At 72.5% G+C, this 18,989-nt stretch carries 16 protein-coding genes; 12 read left to right on the top strand and 4 right to left on the bottom strand.

Features of this window, described 5'->3' with window-relative positions:
* Positions 1-135: 135 nt before the first annotated feature.
* From LL648_RS10635 to LL648_RS10620, 4 genes are read right to left on the bottom strand one after another with little or no spacing between them, the layout of a single operon-like run.
* The gene (locus LL648_RS10635) at positions 136-1,797 is read right to left on the bottom strand and encodes a glycerol-3-phosphate dehydrogenase/oxidase (protein ID WP_232662299.1); all 1,662 of its coding nucleotides are present in this window, start codon (positions 1,795-1,797) and stop codon (positions 136-138) included.
* Positions 1,794-3,230: an FGGY family carbohydrate kinase gene (locus LL648_RS10630; RefSeq protein ID WP_232662298.1), complete on the bottom strand. Its 1,437-nt coding sequence runs from the start codon at positions 3,228-3,230 to the stop codon at positions 1,794-1,796. Before LL648_RS10630 ends, LL648_RS10635 begins: the two co-directional genes overlap by 4 nt.
* Entirely contained in the window at positions 3,227-3,871 is a 645-nt protein-coding gene (locus LL648_RS10625) for a class II aldolase/adducin family protein (RefSeq protein ID WP_232662297.1), read from the bottom strand. Before LL648_RS10625 ends, LL648_RS10630 begins: the two co-directional genes overlap by 4 nt.
* Positions 3,872-3,896: 25 nt before the next feature.
* A complete protein-coding gene (locus LL648_RS10620) occupies positions 3,897-4,703 on the bottom strand; it encodes a DeoR/GlpR family DNA-binding transcription regulator (RefSeq protein ID WP_232662296.1) in 807 nt (268 codons plus the stop codon).
* Between the two features lie 186 nt (positions 4,704-4,889).
* On the opposite strand from LL648_RS10620, the gene LL648_RS10615 reads away from it, so the two are divergent.
* The 12 genes from LL648_RS10615 to cobJ all read left to right on the top strand — a co-directional run bounded on the left by LL648_RS10615 (position 4,890) and on the right by cobJ (position 18,958).
* Complete coding sequence (locus tag LL648_RS10615; protein ID WP_232662295.1) at positions 4,890-6,335, top strand: FGGY-family carbohydrate kinase; 1,446 nt, start codon at positions 4,890-4,892, stop codon at positions 6,333-6,335.
* Positions 6,332-6,970 (top strand): histidine phosphatase family protein, encoded by a 639-nt coding sequence (locus LL648_RS10610; RefSeq protein ID WP_232662294.1) that lies wholly within the window; start codon positions 6,332-6,334, stop codon positions 6,968-6,970. The genes LL648_RS10615 and LL648_RS10610 overlap by 4 nt, the downstream gene beginning before the upstream one ends.
* Complete coding sequence (locus LL648_RS10605) at positions 6,967-8,397, top strand: extracellular solute-binding protein (RefSeq protein ID WP_232662293.1); 1,431 nt, start codon at positions 6,967-6,969, stop codon at positions 8,395-8,397. The genes LL648_RS10610 and LL648_RS10605 overlap by 4 nt, the downstream gene beginning before the upstream one ends.
* 3 nt (positions 8,398-8,400) lie before the next feature.
* A complete protein-coding gene (locus LL648_RS10600; RefSeq protein WP_232662292.1) occupies positions 8,401-9,336 on the top strand; it encodes a carbohydrate ABC transporter permease in 936 nt (311 codons plus the stop codon).
* Between the two features lie 3 nt (positions 9,337-9,339).
* Entirely contained in the window at positions 9,340-10,206 is an 867-nt protein-coding gene (locus LL648_RS10595; RefSeq protein ID WP_232662291.1) for a carbohydrate ABC transporter permease, read from the top strand.
* A 22-nt stretch (positions 10,207-10,228) separates the two neighbouring features.
* Positions 10,229-11,362, top strand: coding sequence for an ABC transporter ATP-binding protein (locus LL648_RS10590; protein ID WP_232662290.1), 1,134 nt, complete (start codon positions 10,229-10,231; stop codon positions 11,360-11,362).
* Positions 11,359-12,483 (top strand): ABC transporter ATP-binding protein, encoded by a 1,125-nt coding sequence (locus tag LL648_RS10585; protein WP_232662289.1) that lies wholly within the window; start codon positions 11,359-11,361, stop codon positions 12,481-12,483. Before LL648_RS10590 ends, LL648_RS10585 begins: the two co-directional genes overlap by 4 nt.
* The gene (locus tag LL648_RS10580; protein WP_232662288.1) at positions 12,480-13,517 is read left to right on the top strand and encodes an NAD(P)-dependent oxidoreductase; all 1,038 of its coding nucleotides are present in this window, start codon (positions 12,480-12,482) and stop codon (positions 13,515-13,517) included. The genes LL648_RS10585 and LL648_RS10580 overlap by 4 nt, the downstream gene beginning before the upstream one ends.
* A 240-nt stretch (positions 13,518-13,757) precedes the next feature.
* A complete protein-coding gene (locus tag LL648_RS10575) occupies positions 13,758-15,089 on the top strand; it encodes a sodium/glutamate symporter (RefSeq protein ID WP_232662287.1) in 1,332 nt (443 codons plus the stop codon).
* Between the two features lie 181 nt (positions 15,090-15,270).
* Complete coding sequence (cobM, locus tag LL648_RS10570) at positions 15,271-16,080, top strand: precorrin-4 C(11)-methyltransferase (protein WP_232662286.1); 810 nt, start codon at positions 15,271-15,273, stop codon at positions 16,078-16,080.
* Complete coding sequence (gene cbiE / locus LL648_RS10565) at positions 16,077-17,264, top strand: precorrin-6y C5,15-methyltransferase (decarboxylating) subunit CbiE (protein WP_232662285.1); 1,188 nt, start codon at positions 16,077-16,079, stop codon at positions 17,262-17,264. Before cobM ends, cbiE begins: the two co-directional genes overlap by 4 nt.
* Positions 17,261-18,958, top strand: coding sequence for a precorrin-3B C(17)-methyltransferase (gene cobJ, locus LL648_RS10560; RefSeq protein WP_232662284.1), 1,698 nt, complete (start codon positions 17,261-17,263; stop codon positions 18,956-18,958). The genes cbiE and cobJ overlap by 4 nt, the downstream gene beginning before the upstream one ends.
* Positions 18,959-18,989 lie beyond the last annotated feature (31 nt).

Raw genomic sequence — 18,989 nt, 5'->3', positions numbered from 1 at the left:
GCACGATGGCCGTCCCCGTCGTGATCACCACGCCAAGACCGCGAACCCCTAACTCCACCACCCCACGGGACGCGACCCCCGAATCGGTGTGCAGGTTGGCAAAACGGTGGGGAACTTCTACCTTGCGGCGTCCCGCTACCCCAGCGCCGCGCGGTCGCGGGCCCACTCCTTCGTGTAGGCCGCGACTTCTGTTGCTTGGTGGTCCTTCGTCCAGCCCAGTTCCTGGGCCAGTAGGGCGGCTACTGCTGGGGCCGCGTCGACCGCGCCGTCGGGGCGTTCGATGGAGAGGCGGGTGCGCCGCACCATGACGTCCGCGAGGGTGGTCGCGCCCTCGTGCGTGACGGCGTACAGCAGCTCGGCGCCCAGGTAGCCCTCCGCCCCGGGGACCGGCTTCGCCAGCGCCGGGTCCGCGTGCACGACGGAGAGCACGGCCGGCACCTCGTCGCCGTAGCGGTGCAGCATCCGCCGCACGTCCGCCTCCGCGACGCCGTGCTCCTCCGCGATCAGCCGCGTGCGGTGCCGGATCCCGGCCCATCCGGCCGCTCCGACCAGCGGCAACGTCTCGGTCGGGCTCGGCGGCACCGTCCGGCCGAGCATGCGGGCCGCGGCGTCGACGGCGTCGCGCGCCATCCGCCGGTAGGTCGTGTACTTGCCGCCGACGATCGTCACCATGCCGGCCGGCTCGGTGATCACGGCGTGGTCGCGGGAGATCGCCGAGGTCGCGCTCGCGTTGCCCGCGGCGGGGGCGAGCAGCGGGCGCAGCCCGGCGAACGTCCCGAGCACGTCGGCCCGCCCGAGCGGCCGCGCCAGGTACTTGTTGATGTTGCGCAGCAGGTAGTCGACGTCCTGCGCCTCGACGACGGGCGCGCTGCGGTCGCCCGCGAACGCCGTGTCGGTGGTCCCGAGCAGCCAGTGCCCGAACCACCTCCGGATGATGATCACCGAGTCCTCGGCGCGGGCCAGCACACCCGTGCGCGAGTCGAACGCCGACTCGTCGAACAGCAGGTGCACGCCCTTCGCCGGCCGCACGGTGAAGGTCGCCGCGCCGGCCATGGCCTGCACGTCGGCCGCCCACACCCCGGCCGCGTTCACCACGACGGACCCGCGGACGTCGAACCGATCGTCCCCGCCCTCGACGGAGTCGGAAACAGAGACGGAAACCACCGACTGCGCGCCCTCCCGCCGCACCCCGACGACCCGCGCCCGCGTCACCACGACCGCACCTTGCGCCGCCGCTGTCCGCGCGACCGCGAGCGTGTGCCGCGCGTCGTCCATCCGGCCGTCGTAGTACTGGATGCCGCCGCTGACGACCGCCGGGTCGAGACCCGGCGCCTCGCGCCGCACCCCGGTGCGCGAGAGGTGCCGGTGGTGCGGCATGCCGTGCCCGGTGCGCGCGAGCGCCATCAGGTCGTAGAGCGCAACTCCGGCGCCCACGTACGGCCGCTCGTACTTGTGCGTCAGCGGGTAGAGGAACGGCTCCGGCGTCACCAGGTGCGGCGCCAGTGTGCGCGACGCCAGGTCGCGCTCCCGCAGCGCCTCCGCGACCAGCCGGAAGTTGAGCTGCTCGAGGTATCGCAGCCCGCCGTGCATCGTCTTGCCGGACCGCGACGACGTGCCGGCCGCGATGTCCCCGGCCTCGAGCAGCACCACGGACAGCCCGCGTGCGGCCGCGTCGAGCGCCACCCCCGCGCCCGTCACCCCACCCCCGACGACAACCAGGTCGAACGCTCCGCCACGAGCCGTGCCGAGCGCGTCGCGGCGCTGCTGCGGGGAGAGCTGGGGAGAGAGGGCGGTCATCGGCGCACCCACAGGTCCTGCGCCGACGTGAGGTGCGCGAGGTACCGCTCGTACCCCTCGTCGTACCGCGCGCGCTGCAGCTCGTCCGGCTCGACGACGGCCTCCGGGCGCGTCCAGGCCTCGACGTCGAGCGACTCGCCACGAGCCAGCGCCCCGGCGATCACCGCGCCGCGCGCCCCGACCTCCGGCGTGCGGGCCACCTCCAGCGGCGCGCCCAGGACGTCGGCGAACACCTGCAGCCACGGCCGCGACCGGGTACCGCCGCCGCACGCGACAACTCGCCCGGTGCGCCCGGCCGCGGTGAAGCAGTGCCGCGCCGCGTAGGCGAGCCCCTCGCACATGGCCCTGATCAGGTCGTCCTTCGTCGTGGTCAGCCGGACGCCGGTCAGCTGCCCCGCGGCGTCCGGGTCGACGAACGGGGCCCGCTCGCCCGAGGTCGCGAGGTAGGGCAGCACCTCGACCCCGTTCGCCCCGGCCGGGCTCGTGCCCAGCGCGACGTCGACGGCGTCGACCTCCAACCCGAGCGTGCGCAGCAACCACTGCAGCGACGCCGTGCCGACCATCGCGGGCATCGCTCGCAGCCAGCGGTCCGGCTCGCCGGTGGCCACGGCGAAGCCCGCGGGGTCGCCGTTCGTGTCGAGGTGGTCGACGCGCACGAGGCAGCCGAGCGTCGTGCCGACGATCAGCAGCGCGTCGCCGATGCCGCGCACGCCGCCGCCGATGGCGTTGGCGGGGAAGTCGAAGGGCCCCGACGTCACGGGCAACCCCGCCGGCAGGCCGAGCAGCTCGGCGCCCTCGCCCGTGAGCTCCGCGGTGGGCAGCGGCGACGTGATCGGTGCGAGCAGGCCGCGCCGGTGCTCCAGGCCGGTCGCGGCGAGCACGGTGTCGCTGTACCCGGTGCCTGTGCCGTCGCCGAACGGCATCGAGCTGTCGCTGGCGTCGGTCGCGCGCACGCCCGTCAGCCGCCCGAACACGGCGTCCTTGCAGTAGCCCGCGGTCGCGGCGGCGTCGAGCGAGGCCGGCTCGAAGCGGTCGAGCCAGGCCAGCAGCGGCGCGGGCGCGCCGGGGAACAGCGTGCTCGCGTTGACCCGGAACACCCGCTCGGTGGTCCCGTCGCGGTTCCACTCCGAGAGCAGCCCGGCGGCCCGACCGTCCAGCCAGGAGAGGGCGGGTCGCACCGCGCGGTGCTCGGCGTCGGTGAGCCAGCACCCGTCGCCCTGCCCGGTCAGCGCCACCAGCTCGGGCGTGCCGGCGTCGAGCTCACGCACCACGGTGCCCAGCGCGCCGATGATCGTTTCGAGGTCCTGCTCCACCGCGCCGTCGGGCCCGTGGTCGAGCTCGATCGGACGGCTGGCGGTCCGGACGGCGGCGCCGTCGTCGTCGAACAGCGCCGCCTTCGCGACGGATGTGCCGAGGTCGACGCCCAGCCTCACGGCTTCGGCACCGCCTGCCCGTAACTGTTGAGCTTCTCCGCGACCCGGTCGATCTCGTCGCCGGGCAGCAGGTTCGGCTGCCCGAGCAGCCGGGCCTGGTAGTACATCCGGCAGGTCCACTCGAGGTAGATGCTGCGGGTGTAGGCCTTCGCGAGCGAGTCGCCGTAGGTCGTGGCGCCGTGGTTCTGAAGCAGCGCGCCGAACCGGTCCTGCATGGCCGTGATCGCGTTGGCGGCCAGCTCGGGGCTGCCGAACGTCGCATAGGGCGCGACCCGCACGGGCCCGCCGAGCAGGGCGATCATGTAGTGGATCGGCGGCAGCTCGTCGATCACGGCCGAGAGCGTGCTGGCGTAGAGCGGGTGCGTGTGCACCACGGCCTTCGCGTCGGTGCTCGCATAGACAGAGGTGTGCATCGGCACCTCCGACGACGGCTCGAGGCCCTCCTCGACGGGCTTGCCGTCGAGGTCGATCACGCAGATCGACTCGGGGGTGAGGTCGTCGTACGCCGCGCCGCTCGGGGTGATCGCGATCAGGTCCCCGTTGCGGACGCTGAGGTTCCCCGAGGTGCCGACGGTGAGGTCGTCGGCCTGCATCTTGAGGCAGAACTCCACGAGCTGGACGCGTTCGTCCTTCAGAAGCATCGGTAGGTCCCTTTCGATCGGTGGATCACGCGACGTCCACGCGCACGTCGTTCTCACGCAGCGTGGCCAGTTCGGCGGCGGGTGTGGCGGGGTCGACGACGACGGAGGCGAACGTGTGCAGCGGCAGCAGCCGGTGCAGCGCGGTCCGGCGCAGCTTGCTGTGGTCGACGAGCAGGTGTGCCTTCTCCGCGGCAGCCACCATTTCCCGCTTCACGGCGACGATCTTGTCTTCCTGGTGGAAGGTGTAGGCGCCCGTCACCGCCGAGGTGCTCACGAACGCCACGTCGAACCGCATCGAGCGGAGCGACTCGATGCAGGGCGTGCCCATGAACGAGCGATGTTGCGCATCGTAATGACCGCCGAGCGCAACGACCTGAACGTCGCGCATCTCGGACAGGTCGGTGAGAGCGGTCAGGTAGTTGGTGGCTACGGTGAGCGGCGTCAAGCCTGCCAAATGGGGGAGAAGGTGGAACACGGTGGTCGAGTCGTCCAGCAGTACGGACATGCCGGGTTCGACCAGCCCTGCGGCGTACCGGGCGAGCTGCTGCTTCGCCTCGATGTTCGCCTTCGACCGGAACGCGACGTTCGACTCGAACGTGCCGCTCGGCTGCGCGGTCGCGCCGCCGCGCGACTTGCGCAGCACGCCCTGCCGCTGCAGCTCGTCGAGGTCGCGGTGCACGGTCATGGCCGATACCCCGAACGACTCGGCGAGCTCCTGTGCGGAGACGGACCCCGTGCTCAGCACCATCTCGGTGATGAGGGCCTGCCGCCCTTCCGGTCCGAGGGCGCGGTCGCGGGGATCGTCGGTCTCGCCGGCTGTCGCCTGTGTCACACGTGCATCACAGCGCCTCGGCGAGAAAGCGTCAAGTCAGGGTGTGAACTTCACAGGTTTGAGTGTGATGTTTCGTGATGGATCCGCAACCTGCATGTGAACGCCTCAGGTTGACGTGAGAAGTTACCGCTCCCTACTGTGACATCCGCGCTGGCGGGTGAACAAGCTCACAAAGGAGGCGCTGCTGTGCCGGGAGTCTGGCTCGGTGTCGACATCGGAACCCAGGGGGTGCGCGCGGTACTGGTCGACGGTGCCGGCGAACTGCTGGGTGAAGGTGCCGCCCCGCTGCGCAGCGTGCACGGCGCCGACGGCCGCCACGAGCAGGACCCGGCCGAGTGGTGGAGCGCGACGTGCGCCGCGACCCGTGCCGCCACCGCCGCGGCGCCCGACGTCACCGTCGACGGCCTGAGCATCGACTCCACCTCCGGCACGCTCGTCGTGCAGGACGGCGACTGCCGACCGGTCGGCCCCGGCCTCCTCTACGACGACCGCCGCGGCGCGAGCGAGTTCGACCGAGTCCGCGACGCCGGCAGCGAGCTCTGGGCCCAGCTGGGCTACCGGATGCAGGCGAGCTGGGCACTGCCGAAGGTCGCGTGGCTCACCGCGCACGATGCGATCCCGGCTGCGCACCACGTCGCGCACCAGGCCGACCACATCGGGGCGCGGCTGACCGGCCACCGGGTCGCCTCCGACTGGAGCCACGTGCTCAAGACCGGGTACGACCTGCTCACCGACCAGTGGCCGAGCGCCCTGCTCGACACGCTCGGCATCAACCCGGCCGTGCTGCCCGACGTCGTCCGGCCGGGGACGCAGGTCGGCGTCGTGAGCGCGGCCGCGGCGCAGGAGAGCGGAATCCCCGCCGGCACGCCGGTGGTCGCCGGGATGACCGACGGCTGTGCGGCGCAGGTCGCGTCGGCCGCGCTGGCGCAGGGCGAGTGGTGCTCCGCACTGGGCACCACGCTCGTGCTGAAAGGCTCCACCGACAAGCTGCTGCGCGACGCGACCGGGGCCGTCTACAGCCACCGCAACCCCGACGGCGGCTGGCTGCCCGGCGGGGCGTCGAGCATCGGGGCCGGCGTGCTCACCAGCGACCTGCCCGGCGCCGACCTCGACGCGCTCACCGCGCAGGCCGCGACGATGGGCGTCCCGGCAGGCGCGACGTACCCGCTGGCCGGCAAGGGCGAGCGGTTCCCCTTCGTGGCGGGCGACGCCGTCGGGTTCGACATCGGTGGGCCTGACACCGGGGACGCCGCGACCCGGCTGCAGCGGGTCGCGCACGGCGTGGCCTACGTCGAGCGGCTCGCGTTCGACGAGATCGCCGCGCTGGGTGCCGAGGTGGGCGACGAGGTCGTCGTCACCGGTGGGGCCACCCGCAACGACTGGTGGACGCAGCTGCGCGCCGACGTCCTGCAGCGCAGCCTCGCGGTCCCGGAGCGCTCCGGCTCGGCGTTCGGCTCGGCGGTGCTCGCCGCCGCGCCCGTCGGACGGCTCGCCGCAACGGCCCGCGACATGGTCCGGATCCGGCGGTGGTTCGAGCCGCGGCCGGCCGCGGCGGCCGAGCTCGACGACGGCTACCGCCGTCTCGTCGCCGCGCTGCGCGATCGCGGCTGGTTGCAGGCTGCGCGCCCATGACCGAGCACACGCACCTCACGCTGGTCCGGCACGGCCGGACGGTCTGGCACGCGGAGAACCGCTACGCCGGCATCAGCGACATCGCGCTCGACGACACCGGCGTGGAGCAGGCGCAGCAGCTGGCGGAGTGGGTGCGCGAGCACCCGCAGGACGCCGTCGTCTGCTCGCCGCTCTCGCGGGCCAGGGTGACCGCGGCCCCCGCGGCGGCCGTGCTGGGGGTGACCCCGGAGGTCGTCGACGAGCTGCGTGAGGTCGACTTCGGCGCGATCGAGGGCCGCACGCTCGCCGAGATGCGCGAGAGCGACCCCGCGGCGGCCGAGGCGTTCGTCGCCGACCCGGTGCGAAACGCGTTCGTCGGCGCCGAGCCGCCGGACGCCGCGGCCGCGCGCGTGCTCGGCGGGCTGCGCGGGGTCGCCGAGCGGCACCGCGGCTCGTCCGTCCTGGTGGTCGCGCACAACACGGCGTTCCGGCTGGCGCTCTGCGCGTGGCTGGGCATCCCGCTCGCCCGCTACCGCGACGTGTTCCCCCGGCTCGACAACGCGGCGATCACCCGGCTCCGGGTCGCCGACGACACCACGCGGAGCCCCGCACTCCTTTGTCTGAACGTCCCCACCCACTCAAGGAGAAACTCATGATCCGGAATCGAACACCGGAGTACGCCCGGCGCGACGTGCTGCGGATGCTCGGCGTCGGAGGCGCCGCGGTCGCGTCCGCAAGTGCCCTCTCCGCCTGCGGTCTCGGTACCGGTGGATCGTCGGCGTCGAACGGTGCCAACGAGGTGACCGGCTCCTTCGACTGGAAGAAGGCGGCCGGCACGGAGATCTCGATCCTGCAGACGCCGCACCCGTACCAGGTGGCGTTCCAGCCGCTGCTGGCCGAGTTCACCGAGCTCACCGGCATCACCGTCAAGGCCGACCTGGTGGCGGAGGCCGACTACTTCACGCGCCTCAACACCGAGCTGGCCTCGGGCGCCGGCAACTACGACGCGTTCATGACCGGCGCATACTTCATCTGGACCTACGGGCCTCCCGGATGGATGGAGGACCTGCGCCCCTGGATCGACAACCCGGCCGCGACCGCCGGGGAGTACGACTTCGAGGACATCTACGAAGGCCTGCGCACCTCGACCGCGTGGGACTTCCAGGTCGGCAGCCCGCTCGGCACCGGCGGGCAGTGGGCCATCCCGTGGGGCTTCGAGACCAACGTCATCGCCTACAACAAGGCCGAGTTCGACCGTCGAGGCATCCGGCCGGCCGAGACCTTCGACAACCTGATCCAGCTGGCCACGGACCTGACCGATCGTTCGCAGAACCGCTACGGCATCGCGTTCCGCGGCTCCCGCTCATGGGCGACGATCCACCCGGGCTTCATGACCCAGTTCACCCGCCAGGGCTGCGTCGACTACGTCAACGAGGGCGGCAAGCTCACCGCGCAGATGAACTCGGCGAAGGCGGTCGAGTTCACGCAGAAGTGGGTCAACCTCGCGAAGGCGGCCGGCCCGACCTCGTGGACCACCTACGAGTACCCGGACTGCACCGGTGACCTCGGCGCCGGCACCGCGATGATGTGCTACGACGCCGACTCGGCGACGTACCCGCAGAACAAGCAGGGCAACAGCGCGCAGGCCGGCAACCTGGCATGGCACCCGGGCCCGCCCGGGCCGGACGGCAAGTACGGCACGAACCTGTGGACGTGGTCGCTCGCGATGAGCTCCGCGTCGAAGAAGAAGCTCGCTGCGTGGCTGTTCATCCAGTGGGCCACCGGCAAGGAGGCCCAGGCCAAGGCCGTGCAGACGGGCAAGCTCGGGTTCGCCGACCCGACCCGCAAGTCGGTGTTCGACGGCACCTTCAAGTCCACGCTGGGCGGGTTCCCCGGCTACCAGGAGACGTTCGAGAAGGTCATCGACTCGACGTCGATCAAGTTCACGCCGCAGACGCAGTTCTTCGACACGACCGAGCAGTGGGCCGCCGCGCTGCAGGACATCTACTCGGGTCAGGAGGCCAAGGGCCGCCTCGACGCGCTCGCCGCCGCCAGCACGACATCGGTGAACGAGGGGCGCTGACCCGTGACCCTCACTGCGACGCCCGGCAAGCTCGAACGGACCGGGCCACCGGTCCGTGCGGTGCCGCCATGGCGGCGCAAGCTGCGGCCGTACGTGCTCTCGCTGCCGGCGGTGTTCCTCATCGTCGGCATCCTGTACCCGTTCGGCCTCGGCGTGTACTACGTGTTCCTGAACTACGCGGCGCAGGTGCCGCGGCCCGTGCTGATCGGGCTCGCGAACCTCACCGGGGTGCTCTCCGACGCGGCGTTCTGGAACAGCGCGGGGTTCACCGTCCTCTACGCCGTGCTCGCCACGGTGATCGAGACGGTGCTCGGGGTGGGCATCGCGCTCCTGCTCAACCGGTCGAGCCTGATCGGCCGGGTGCTGGAGCGGGTGCTCATCCTCCCGCTGATGATCGCGCCCGTGATCGCGGGCGTGATCTGGGGGCTGATGTTCAACCCCCAGTTCGGGGTGCTCAACTACGTGCTCGGGCTGGGGTCGACGTTCGACTGGTTCAGCGAGAGCCGGGCCATGTGGTCGGCGCTGCTTGTGGACGCGTGGATCTTCACGCCGTTCGTCGCGGTGCTGGTGCTGGCCGGGATCCGCTCGCTGCCGCGGGAGCCGTTCGAGGCCTCGGAGGTGGACGGCGCGAGCTGGTTCACGATGTTCCGCAGGCTCATGCTGCCGATGATCTGGCCTTACATCCTCGTGGCCGTGATCTTCCGGTTCATGGATTCGCTGAAGGTGTTCGACCACGTCTTCGTGCTCACCGCGGGCGGGCCGGGCGACGCCACCCGCACGCTGCAGATCGGCGCGTACCAGAACTCGATCATCACGTTCAAGTACTCGATCGGCAGCACCTACATGTTCCTGCTGTGGGTGATCGTCTTCCTGACCGCGCGCTACCTGGTCGGCGTGCTGGGCAAGGCGCAGCGGCGCGCGGCCGGAACGGAGGCCTGAGACATGGCACGCGAACTGCGGCCGGGGCAGCGCAAGTACTCGCCCGGCTCGATCGCCGCCGACGCCGTGCTGGTCGGCTGGTTCATCTTCTCGCTGTTCCCGCTGGTGTGGATGGTGCTGCTGTCGCTCAAGTCGCGCAGCGAGCAGATCTCGACGTACTTCGCCTTCACCCCGACGCTGGAGAACTTCGGCACCGTCCTGAGCGACGAAGGCACCCGCCTGACCAGCGTCAACTTCACCGAGGCGCTGCTCACCAGTGTGATCAACTGCGTCGGCGCGGTGATCGTCTCGCTGGTGATCGGCATCCCGGCGGCGTACGCGGCCGGCCGGTGGAAGTACCGCGGCTCCAACGACGTGATGTTCACGATCCTGTCGTTCCGATTCGCGCCGGAGCTGATGGTGATCGTGCCGCTCTTCATCATCTACAACCAGCTGGGCATCTTCGACACGAACGTCGGCATGATCTGGGTGCTGCAGCTGGTGACGATGCCGCTGATCGTCTGGATCCTGCGCTCCTACTTCCAGGACATGCCGGCCGAGCTGGAGCAGGCGGCGCTGCTCGACGGGTACTCGCGCAAGCGGGCGTTCCTCATGGTGGCGCTCCCGCTGGTGCGCCCGGGCATCGCGGCGTCGGCGCTGCTGGCGTTCATCTTCGCCTGGAACAACTACGTCTTCCCGCTGATCCTCACCGGGAGCCGGCACACGCCGGTGACGGTGGCGGTCACCCGCTTCCTCGGCGGCGGCGGGCAGGCCTACTACAACCTGACGGCGGCGGCCGCGTTGATCGCGGCACTGCCGCCGCTGCTGGTGGCGCTGTCCATCCAGCGGTACCTGGTGCGCGGGCTGTCGTTCGGCGCGGTCAAGTCGTGACCAGGATCGTGAGGAGCATCTGATGGCCACGCTGACGTTGAGCGGGCTGACCGCCCGCTACGACCGCACGACCGCGCTGCACGGGCTGGACCTCGAGATCGCCGACGGCGAGTTCTTCGTGCTGCTCGGCCCGTCCGGCGCCGGCAAGACGACCACCCTCAAGTGCGTCGCCGGGCTGATCGACGACGTCGGCGGTGAGGTCGGCATCGGCGGGCGCTCGATGACCGGCGTCGAGCCGTACGAGCGCGGCGTGGCGATGGCGTTCGAGAGCTACGCGCTCTACCCGCAGAAGACCGTGGAGGAGAACCTGGCCTCGCCGCTGCGTTCGGGGCGCCTGGGCAGCTGGACGCCCGCGCAGCAGGCGGAGCGCATCAAGCAGGTGACGACCACGCTGGGCATCGACCACCTGCTCAAGCGGTTCCCGCGGGAGCTGTCCAACGGACAGCGCCAGCGCACCGCGCTGGGTCGGGTGCTGGTGCGGCCCGCCGACGTCTACCTGCTCGACGAGCCGCTCTCGCACCTCGACGCGAAGCTGCGCGCCGCGATGCGCGCCGAGCTGACCCAGCTGGGCGAGATGTCGGACACGACGACCCTCTACGTCACGCACGACTACCAGGAGGCGCTCGCGCTGGGCAACCGCATCGGCGTGCTGCGCGACGGCAAGCTGGTGCAGGTCGGGACGCCGGAGGAGCTGTGGACGGAGCCGGCCGACACGTTCGTCGCGCGGTCGCTGGGCCAGCCGGAGATGAACCTGCTCGACGCCACCGCCGTCGACGGAGTGGCGAAGACCGCGGGCGGGGTCGAGGTCGGGGTGCCGGCCGGCGTCTCCGGACCGGTGCGGATCGGGATCCGACCGCGTGACCTCACCATCGGAACCGTCGGCGCCGGCGGGTCCGCGGACGGTGCCGACCGGCTCACCATCGCCGGGCGCGTGGTGCTCGCCGAACGGCTCGGCCGCGCGGTCGAGCTCAGCGTCGACGCGCACGGCGACCGGATCATCGTGGTGACCACCGACCAGAAGGTGCATGAGGACGACACCGTGGAGCTGTCGGTCGAGCGAAGCGCGGTGCACATCTTCGCCGCCGCCGAGCCGGGGCAGGACTCGGAGCGCATCGGCGCCGCCGAGCCGATCCGGGTGGCGGAGGTGGAGCGATGACGGTCACCGCAACGGAAACCGGAACGGCGCAGCGGCTGCGACTCAGCTCGCTGCGCAAGACCTACACGGCGCGCGGCCGCGAGCCGTTCGAGGCCGTGAAGGGCATCGACCTCGACATCGAGCCCGGCGAGCTGGTCGCGTTGCTCGGCCCTTCGGGCTGCGGCAAGACGACCACCCTCCGGATGATCGCGGGCCTGGAGACCGTCACGGCCGGCGAGATCAAGATCGGCGACCGGTCCGTCGGCGACCTACCGCCCGGCAAGCGCGGGGTGGGCGTCGGGTTCGAGAGCTACGCGCTCTACCCGCCGCTCACCGTTCGCGAGAACCTCGCGTACGGGCTCAAGGCGCGCCGCGCGAAGGACGTCGCCCAGCGGGTCGACGCGATCGCGGAGCGGCTGGAGATGACCGAGCTGCTCGGGCTGCGCCCCGCGAACCTGTCGAGCGGGCAGAAGCAGCGGGTGGCGCTGGCGAGGGCGCTCGTGCGCAACCCGCCCGTGCTGCTGCTCGACGAGCCGCTCTCGCACCTCGACGCCGCGCAGCGGCAGCGGGTGCGGCGTGAGCTGAAGGTGCTGCAGCGCGAGTTCGGCTACACCACGATCGTCGTCACGCACGACCAGCAGGAGGCGCTCAGCCTGGCCGACCGGATGGCCGTCATGGACGCCGGCCTGATCCAGCAGTTCGGCACCCCCGACGAGGTGTTCGACCGGCCGGCGAACCGGTTCGTCGCCGACTTCGTGGGGGAGCCCGCGATCGCGCTGGTGGACGGACGCACCGAAGCGGGTGCCGTCCGGATCGGCGACGCGGGCGCGCTGCCGGTGCCCGACGGGATCGCGAACGGCAAGGACGTCGTGGTCGGGCTGCGGCCGCAGGACTGCCACCTCACGGAGTCCGGCGCCACGGAGTCCGGCGCCGGCCTGCGGGCCACCGTCAGGGTGTTCGAGAACCTCCTGGAGTTCGGGCTCGCGACGCTCGACCTGCCCGGTGTCGACGTGCCGCTGGTCGTGCAGGTCGACGTGACCGTGCGCGACCGGAGGCTGCCGGAGCGCGGCGACACCGTGACCGTCGCCGCTGCACCCGACCGCGTGCACCTGTTCGACCCCACCAGCGGGGAACGGCTGTGACGCACCGGATCGTGTGCGCGGGCGACCAGTTCATCTCGGCCGAACTGCTGGCCAGATCGGTCGAAGCCGCGCTCGACGGGGACGTCACACCGGTGCTCGTCGGGTCGGCGTGGCCGACCGAGCCGTTCGGTGAGATCGACGGCGTGCGGGAAGCCGCGGGCGACCCGTCGGAGCTGGCGGCGGCCGTCGAGGGCGCCGCTGCGGTGATCACGCACCTCGCCCCGATCACGGCGCAGGTGCTGGCCGCCGGGAAGGGCAGCCTCCAGGTGGTCGGGGTGACCCGCGGCGGACCAGTGAACGTCGACCTCGCGGCGGCGACGGCGGCCGGGATCCCGGTCGCGTACCTGCCGGGGCGCAACCTCAACGCGGTGGCCGAGTTCTGCGTCGGGACGATGATCTGCGCGATGCGCGGCCTGCCCGCCGCCGCGGCGCGGCTTGCGTCGGGGACCTGGGACGCCACCGGGTTCAAGTACGAGCGCACGGGGCTGGAGCTGGCCGCGGCCACCGTCGGGCTGGTGGGGCTCGGTGCCGTCGGGGCCCGGGTGGCGCAGCTGCTCGGCGCGTTCGGTTCGCGGGTGCTCGCCCATGACCCGTACCTGGCCGACGCCCCGCCCGGCGTGACGCTCGTCGACCTGCCGGAGCTGCTGGCCGGCAGCGACGTCGTCAGCCTGCACGCGCGGCTCACCCCGGAGACCCGGCACCTGATCGACAAGGCCGCCCTGGCGACCATGCGTCCCGGTGCGGTGCTGATCAACACCGCCCGTGGGGAGCTGGTCGACCGCGCCGCGCTCGACGCCGCGCTGGAGTCGGGATCCCTGCGGGCCGCCGTGCTCGACGTGTTCGACCCCGAACCGCCCGACCCGACCGACCCGCTGCCCCGCCGCCCCGAGGTGCTCGCCACCCCGCACCTCGCCGGCGCGTCCCGGCAGGTGGCGGAGCAGTCGGCGGCCCGCATCGCGGCGGAGGTCGCGGCCGTCCTCACGGGCGGCCGCCCCACCCACTGCGCGAACCCGGACGCGCTCGACCCCCAGTAGAAGTTCCCCACCGTTTTGCCAACCTGCACGGCCTCCAGGGTGTGCAAGTAGGCAAAACGGTGGGGAAGTTTCGCGCGCCTGCTCTACTCGACGTAGAACATCCCCATCGTTTCGGGTGGATGCGCGCGAAAAACGCGCGCATGTGCCCAAAACGGTGGGGAACTTCGGGGAGCGGGTGGGCGGCTCATCTGACAAGGTCGGCGTTTGGTGATCCGTTCGGGCTCAGCGAGGAGTGTCGACGTGCCGTACACGGCGTGGTCCGCATTGGTGGACATCGGGGCCATCGCGGCGTTGCTGCTGGTGGGGAAGCTGCTGCGGGCGAACGTCGGGATCGTGCAGCGGCTGCTGCTCCCGGCGAGCCTGATCGCGGGCGCGTTGGGGCTCGCGCTCGGTCCGCGCGGGCTGGGCTGGATCCCGTTCTCCGACCAGCTGAACACCTACGCGTCGATCTTGACGGCGGTCGTGTTCGGCGCGATCCCGCTGACGGAGTCGTTCCGGATCCGCCGCGGCCTGCTCACCAACGCGCGCGTGATGTGGACGTACTCGGTCTCCAGCTACGTGCTGCAGTGGGGGCTCGGGGTGCTGTTCTCGATCACCGTTCTCGCGTTCTTCTTCGACGTCCCGCCCGGTTTCGGGCTGCTGCTCGCGGCCGGCTGGGCGGGCGGGTTCGGCACGGCGGCCGCTGTCGGGACGACGCTCGCGCAGGCCGGCTGGGCCGACGCGCTCACGCTCGGGTTCACCTCCGCGACGGTCGGCGTGATCGTCTGCATCGTCGGGGGCCTCGCGCTCGCGCGCTGGCGCGGCACGGGGCGCGGCCGGTTCGCCGACCTGCCGGAGAGCTGGCGCACCGGGCTGGTCCGCGACGACGCCGAGCGTGAGCCGCTCGGCCACGCCACCGTCTCCGCCAGCTCGCTCGAACCGCTTGCACTGCAGTTCGCGCTGGTCGTCGTCGTGACGTTCGGCGGGTACCTCGTGACGAAGGGCGTCGCGGCGCTCTTCCCGGCCGTTGCGGTGCCGGTCTTCGCGGCGGCGTTCATCGTCGGGCTGCTGGTGCGGATCGTGCTCGACCACACGCCGGCGGGCGCCTACCTCGACGGCACGACGGTCCGTTCGATCTCCGGGGGCGCCACCGACGTGCTCGTGGCCGTCGGCATCGCGGCGATCGTGCCCAGCATCGTCGTGGCCTACGCGGTGCCGCTCGTGCTGCTGCTCGTCTTCGGGACGGTGTTCTGCGTGGCCGTCTTCCGCTACCTGACGCCGGTGATGTTCGGCGAGCGCTGGCTCGAACGCGGCCTGTTCACGTGGGGTTGGGCGACGGCGTCGATCGCGACGGGACTCGCGCTGCTGCGCATCGTCGACCCCAAGCTGGAGAGCGGCACGGTCGAGGAGTTCGGCGTCGCCTACATCGCGTTCGCGCCGCTGGAGATCGCCATGGCGATCGTCGCGCCGCTGGTGGTGATCGCCGGCTTCAGCGGCTCGTTCGTCGCCGCGACCGTGACGCTCGGAGTCGGCCTGCTGCTCGTCGCGCTCCTGCTGAAGTGGCCGGCGAAGCGCATGGCCGAGACGAGCTGAAACCTCCCCACCGTTTTGCCAACCTGCACGGCCCTCAGGGTGTGCAGATTGGCAAAACGGTGGGGAAGTTCGGGGTGCGCGCGATCGACGAGACCGATGGTGCGCACCGTCTCAGTCTTCGCGGACGCGTGGACTCCGCGCCCGCGAACGGCACAGACTGTCCGGCGTGGATCGTGGGAAAGTGTCGTTCGTGGGTGCCGGCCCGGGTGCCGCCGACCTGATCACCCTGCGCGGCGCGCGGCGCATCGCGGAGGCCGACGTGGTGGTCTGGGCGGCGAGCCTGGTGATGGAGGAGTGCGTCACCGAGCACGCCCGCGCCGACGCCGAGCTGGTCGACTCCTCCAAGATCGCGCACGAGGACGTCCTCGCGCTCTACCGCCGGGCCGCCGCGGAAGGGCTGAAGGTCGCGCGCGTGCACTCCGGCGACCCGGCGCTGTGGGGTGCTGTCCAGGAGCAGTACGACGCGGCGGAGGAGCTCGGGCTCGACGTCGAGATCGTGCCTGGCGTCTCGTCGTTCGGCGCGGCCGCTGCTGTTGCAGGCCGCGAGCTGACGATTCCCGAGGTCGCGCAGTCGGTTGTGCTCACCCGGCTCGAAGGCGGCAAGACCCCCATGCCGAGCCGTGAGAAGCTGCGCGAGTTCGCCCGCCACGGCACCTCGATGGCGATCTTCCTCTCCGCCGCGCGCACGACGAAGATGGTCGAGGAGCTGCGCGCCGGCGGGTATCCCGACGACACTCCTGTGGTGATCGCCTACCGCACGAGCTGGCCGGACGAGCTGACCGTCCGCTGTCGGCTCGACGAGGTCGAGGCCATCTGCAAGCAGCGCAAGCTGTGGCGGCACACACTGTTCCTCGTCGGCGCCGCGCTCGGCGCGAAGGGCACCCGGTCGCACCTCTACCACGCAGGCCACTTCCACACGTTCCGCAAGCCCGACGCCGACGCGCGCCGGCAGCTGCGCGAGTCGCGTGCAGCGGGCAGACCCACGACGTGACGATCACCGTCATCGGCCTCGACGGCGGGCCGCTGCCGCCCGCTGCCGCCGAGGCGCTGGCCGGCGCCGAGGTGATCGCCGGCGGGCGCCGGCACCTCGCGATCGCGCCGGCGGGCGCGGAGCAGATCGTGCTCGGCCCCGTCGAGCCCGCGCTAGGGAAGCTCGCCGGGCGCCGCGCGGTGGTGCTGGCCAGCGGTGATCCCGGTTTCTTCGGCATCGTCCGGCTCCTGCGCGAGCACGGGCACGAGCCGGTCGTGCTGCCGGCGGTGTCGAGCGTCCAGGCCATGTTCGCCCGGCTGGGCCGCTCGTGGGACGACGTCGCCGTGGTCAGCGCGCACGGTCGAGACCTGCGCCGCGCCGTCAACGTCTGCCGCGCCCGAGCCGCGACGGCCGTGCTCACCGGCCCCGGCGCCGGCCCTGCGGAGATCGGGGCCGCGCTGCACGGCTGGCCCCGAACGCTCGTCGTCGCGGAGCAGCTCGGCGCTGCGGGGGAGCGGCTGACCACCGTCGACGCCTCCGCGGCCGGGCGCGACTGGGACCCGCTCTCGGTGGTGCTCTGCCTGCGTGCGCCGGCCTTCGGCCCGCTCGCCGTGCCGCCCCGCGGCTGGTGCGCGGGCGGTGAGCCGCTCCCGCCGGCCGGCGGGTGGGCGCTGCCCGACGACGCGTTCGAGCACCGGGGCGGGATGGTCACCAAGGCCGAGGTGCGGGCGGTCGTGCTGGCCAGGCTGGCGCCGCGGCCGGGCACGCTCGTGTGGGACGTCGGCGCGGGTTCGGGCTCCGTCGGTGTCGAGTGTGCGCGCCTCGGGTCCGCGGTGCTCGCGGTCGAGCGGCGTCCCGACGACACCGCGCGGATCGCGGCCAACGCGGCCGCGCACGACGTGGAGGTTCGGGTCGTGGAAGGCGTGGCGCCCGGGGCGCTGGTCGGGCTGCCCACCCCCGACGCGGTGTTCGTCGGGGGCGGCGGTCTCGACGTCCTGGCCGCCGCTGCCGCGGCCGGCGCCGAGCGGGTGGTCGTCTCGCTCGCCGCGCTCGACCGCATCGGCCAAGCCCGGACGCTCCTCGTCGAGGCCGGTTACGAAGTCGACGGTGTCCAGCTCGCGGCCTCGCGGTTCGCGCCGCTGCCCGGCGGCGCCGTCCGGCTGGCCGCGACCAACCCGATCACGATTCTCTGGGGGACCCGATGATCGCGCTCTTCGCCGTCACCGACGCGGGGCGCCGCGCCGCCGACGAGGTGGCGGTCGCCGTCGACGGGCAGGTCTGTCCGCTGGACGAGCTGCCGCGGCTCTGGTCGGGGCTGGACGGCGCGGTGTTCTTCCTCGCGGCCGGCGCCACCGTGCGCCTGATCGCGCCGCTGCTCGCCGACAAGCGCACCGATCCGGGGGTGGTGTGCGTCGACGAGGCCCGCCGCTACGCCATCGCGCTCGCCGGCGGCCACGGCGGGGGAGCGAACCAGCTGGCGACCCGCGTCGCCGCGGCCATCGGCGCCGAACCCGTGATCACGACGGCGTCCGACGCGACCGGGACGACCGGGCTGGACGAGCTGGTAGCGGTGCTGGACGCGCACGTCGACGGGGATCTGGCCGCAGCCGGGACCGCCCTGCTGGACGGCGCCGCGCTCGTCGAGAACCCGCTCGGCTTCCCGCTCCCGCCGCTGCCGCCGGTGTCGGGGCCGGCCCGGCACACGATCGTCGTCACGGACCGCGCCGGCACGGCCGACCCGTCGACGACACGGCTGGTGCCGCCGACGCTCGTCGTCGGGATCGGCAGCGCTCGCGGGGTGTCTGCCGACGCGGTGCGCGCCACGCTGCGCCGGCTCGAGACCGAGCACGGCCTCGACCCGCGGGCCGTGCGCGCCTACGCCAGCGTCGACCTCAAGGCCGACGAGGCCGGGATCCTCGCGGCGGTCGCGCCCTCGCGGCTACTCACCTACCCGGCCGCGGTGCTCGGGGCGGTCGACGTGCCCAACCCGAGCGATGTCGTCATGGCCGAGGTCGGGACGCCCAGCGTCGCCGAGGCCGCCGCGCTGCACGCCGCTCGCGAGCTGGCCGGTGGCGCGCCCGTCGAGCTGGCCGCGGAGAAGACCAAGGACGCGATGGTGACGGTGGCGTCCGCGCGGATCCGTCCGCGCGGCCGGCTCGCGATCGTCGGGCTCGGGCCCGGCGCCGCCGACCTTCGCGTGCCGCGCGCCGACGCCGAGCTGCGCAGGGCGTCGGTGGTGGTCGGACTCGACCAGTACCTCGACCAGGTCGCGCACCTGCTGCGACCCGGCACGGAGGTGCACAGCAGCGGGCTCGGCGACGAGGAGCGGCGTGCCGCCGACGCCGTTGCGCTCGCGGCCAAGGGCCACGCGGTCGCGCTGATCGGCTCCGGCGACGCGGGCGTCTACGCCATGGCGAGTCCCGCGCTGCAGCAGGCGGGCAGCGACATCGAGGTCGTCGGGGTGCCGGGGGTGACCGCGGCGCTCGCGGCCGCGGCGCTGCTCGGCGCGCCGCTCGGGCACGACCACATGCTGATCTCGCTCTCCGACCTGCACACGCCGTGGGACGTCATCGAGCGCAGGATCGCGGCGGCTGCCTCCGCCGATGTCGTCGCGTGCTTCTACAACCCGCGCAGCCGCGACCGGCACTGGCAGCTCGGTGCCGCGCTCGACACCCTGCGGGCGCACCGGCCGCCGTCGACGCCGGTCGGCGCGGTCCGGCAGGCCGGCCGGCCGGGTCAGCGCGTCTGGACGGCCCCCATCTCCGATTTCGACCCGACCGAGGTCGACATGCTCACGACGGTGATCGTCGGCTCGTCGTCGACCCGCCTGACGGCCGGCCGCATGGTCACCCCGCGCGGCTACCGCTGGAGCGTCGACAACGACGTTCTGGCTGACTGAAACGTTTCATAACAGCCATTACGTCGTTGTC

The sequence above is a fragment of the Pseudonocardia sp. TRM90224 genome (genome assembly GCF_021245725.1).
In the GTDB taxonomy this organism is placed as follows: domain Bacteria; phylum Actinomycetota; class Actinomycetes; order Mycobacteriales; family Pseudonocardiaceae; genus Pseudonocardia.
The sequence above is the reverse complement of the archived record's forward strand: the minus strand, read 5'-3'. Positions and strand labels throughout refer to the sequence as shown.

Coding starts and splice junctions, on each gene's coding strand:
- LL648_RS10635 (WP_232662299.1), bottom strand. CDS start 1,797: ATGACCGCCCTCTCTCCCCAGCTCTCCCCGCAGCAGCGCCGCGACGCG.
- LL648_RS10625 (WP_232662297.1), bottom strand. CDS start 3,871: ATGCTTCTGAAGGACGAACGCGTCCAGCTCGTGGAGTTCTGCCTCAAG.
- LL648_RS10610 (WP_232662294.1), top strand. CDS start 6,332: ATGACCGAGCACACGCACCTCACGCTGGTCCGGCACGGCCGGACGGTC.
- LL648_RS10605 (WP_232662293.1), top strand. CDS start 6,967: ATGATCCGGAATCGAACACCGGAGTACGCCCGGCGCGACGTGCTGCGG.
- LL648_RS10595 (WP_232662291.1), top strand. CDS start 9,340: ATGGCACGCGAACTGCGGCCGGGGCAGCGCAAGTACTCGCCCGGCTCG.
- LL648_RS10590 (WP_232662290.1), top strand. CDS start 10,229: ATGGCCACGCTGACGTTGAGCGGGCTGACCGCCCGCTACGACCGCACG.
- LL648_RS10585 (WP_232662289.1), top strand. CDS start 11,359: ATGACGGTCACCGCAACGGAAACCGGAACGGCGCAGCGGCTGCGACTC.
- cobJ (WP_232662284.1), top strand. CDS start 17,261: ATGATCGCGCTCTTCGCCGTCACCGACGCGGGGCGCCGCGCCGCCGAC.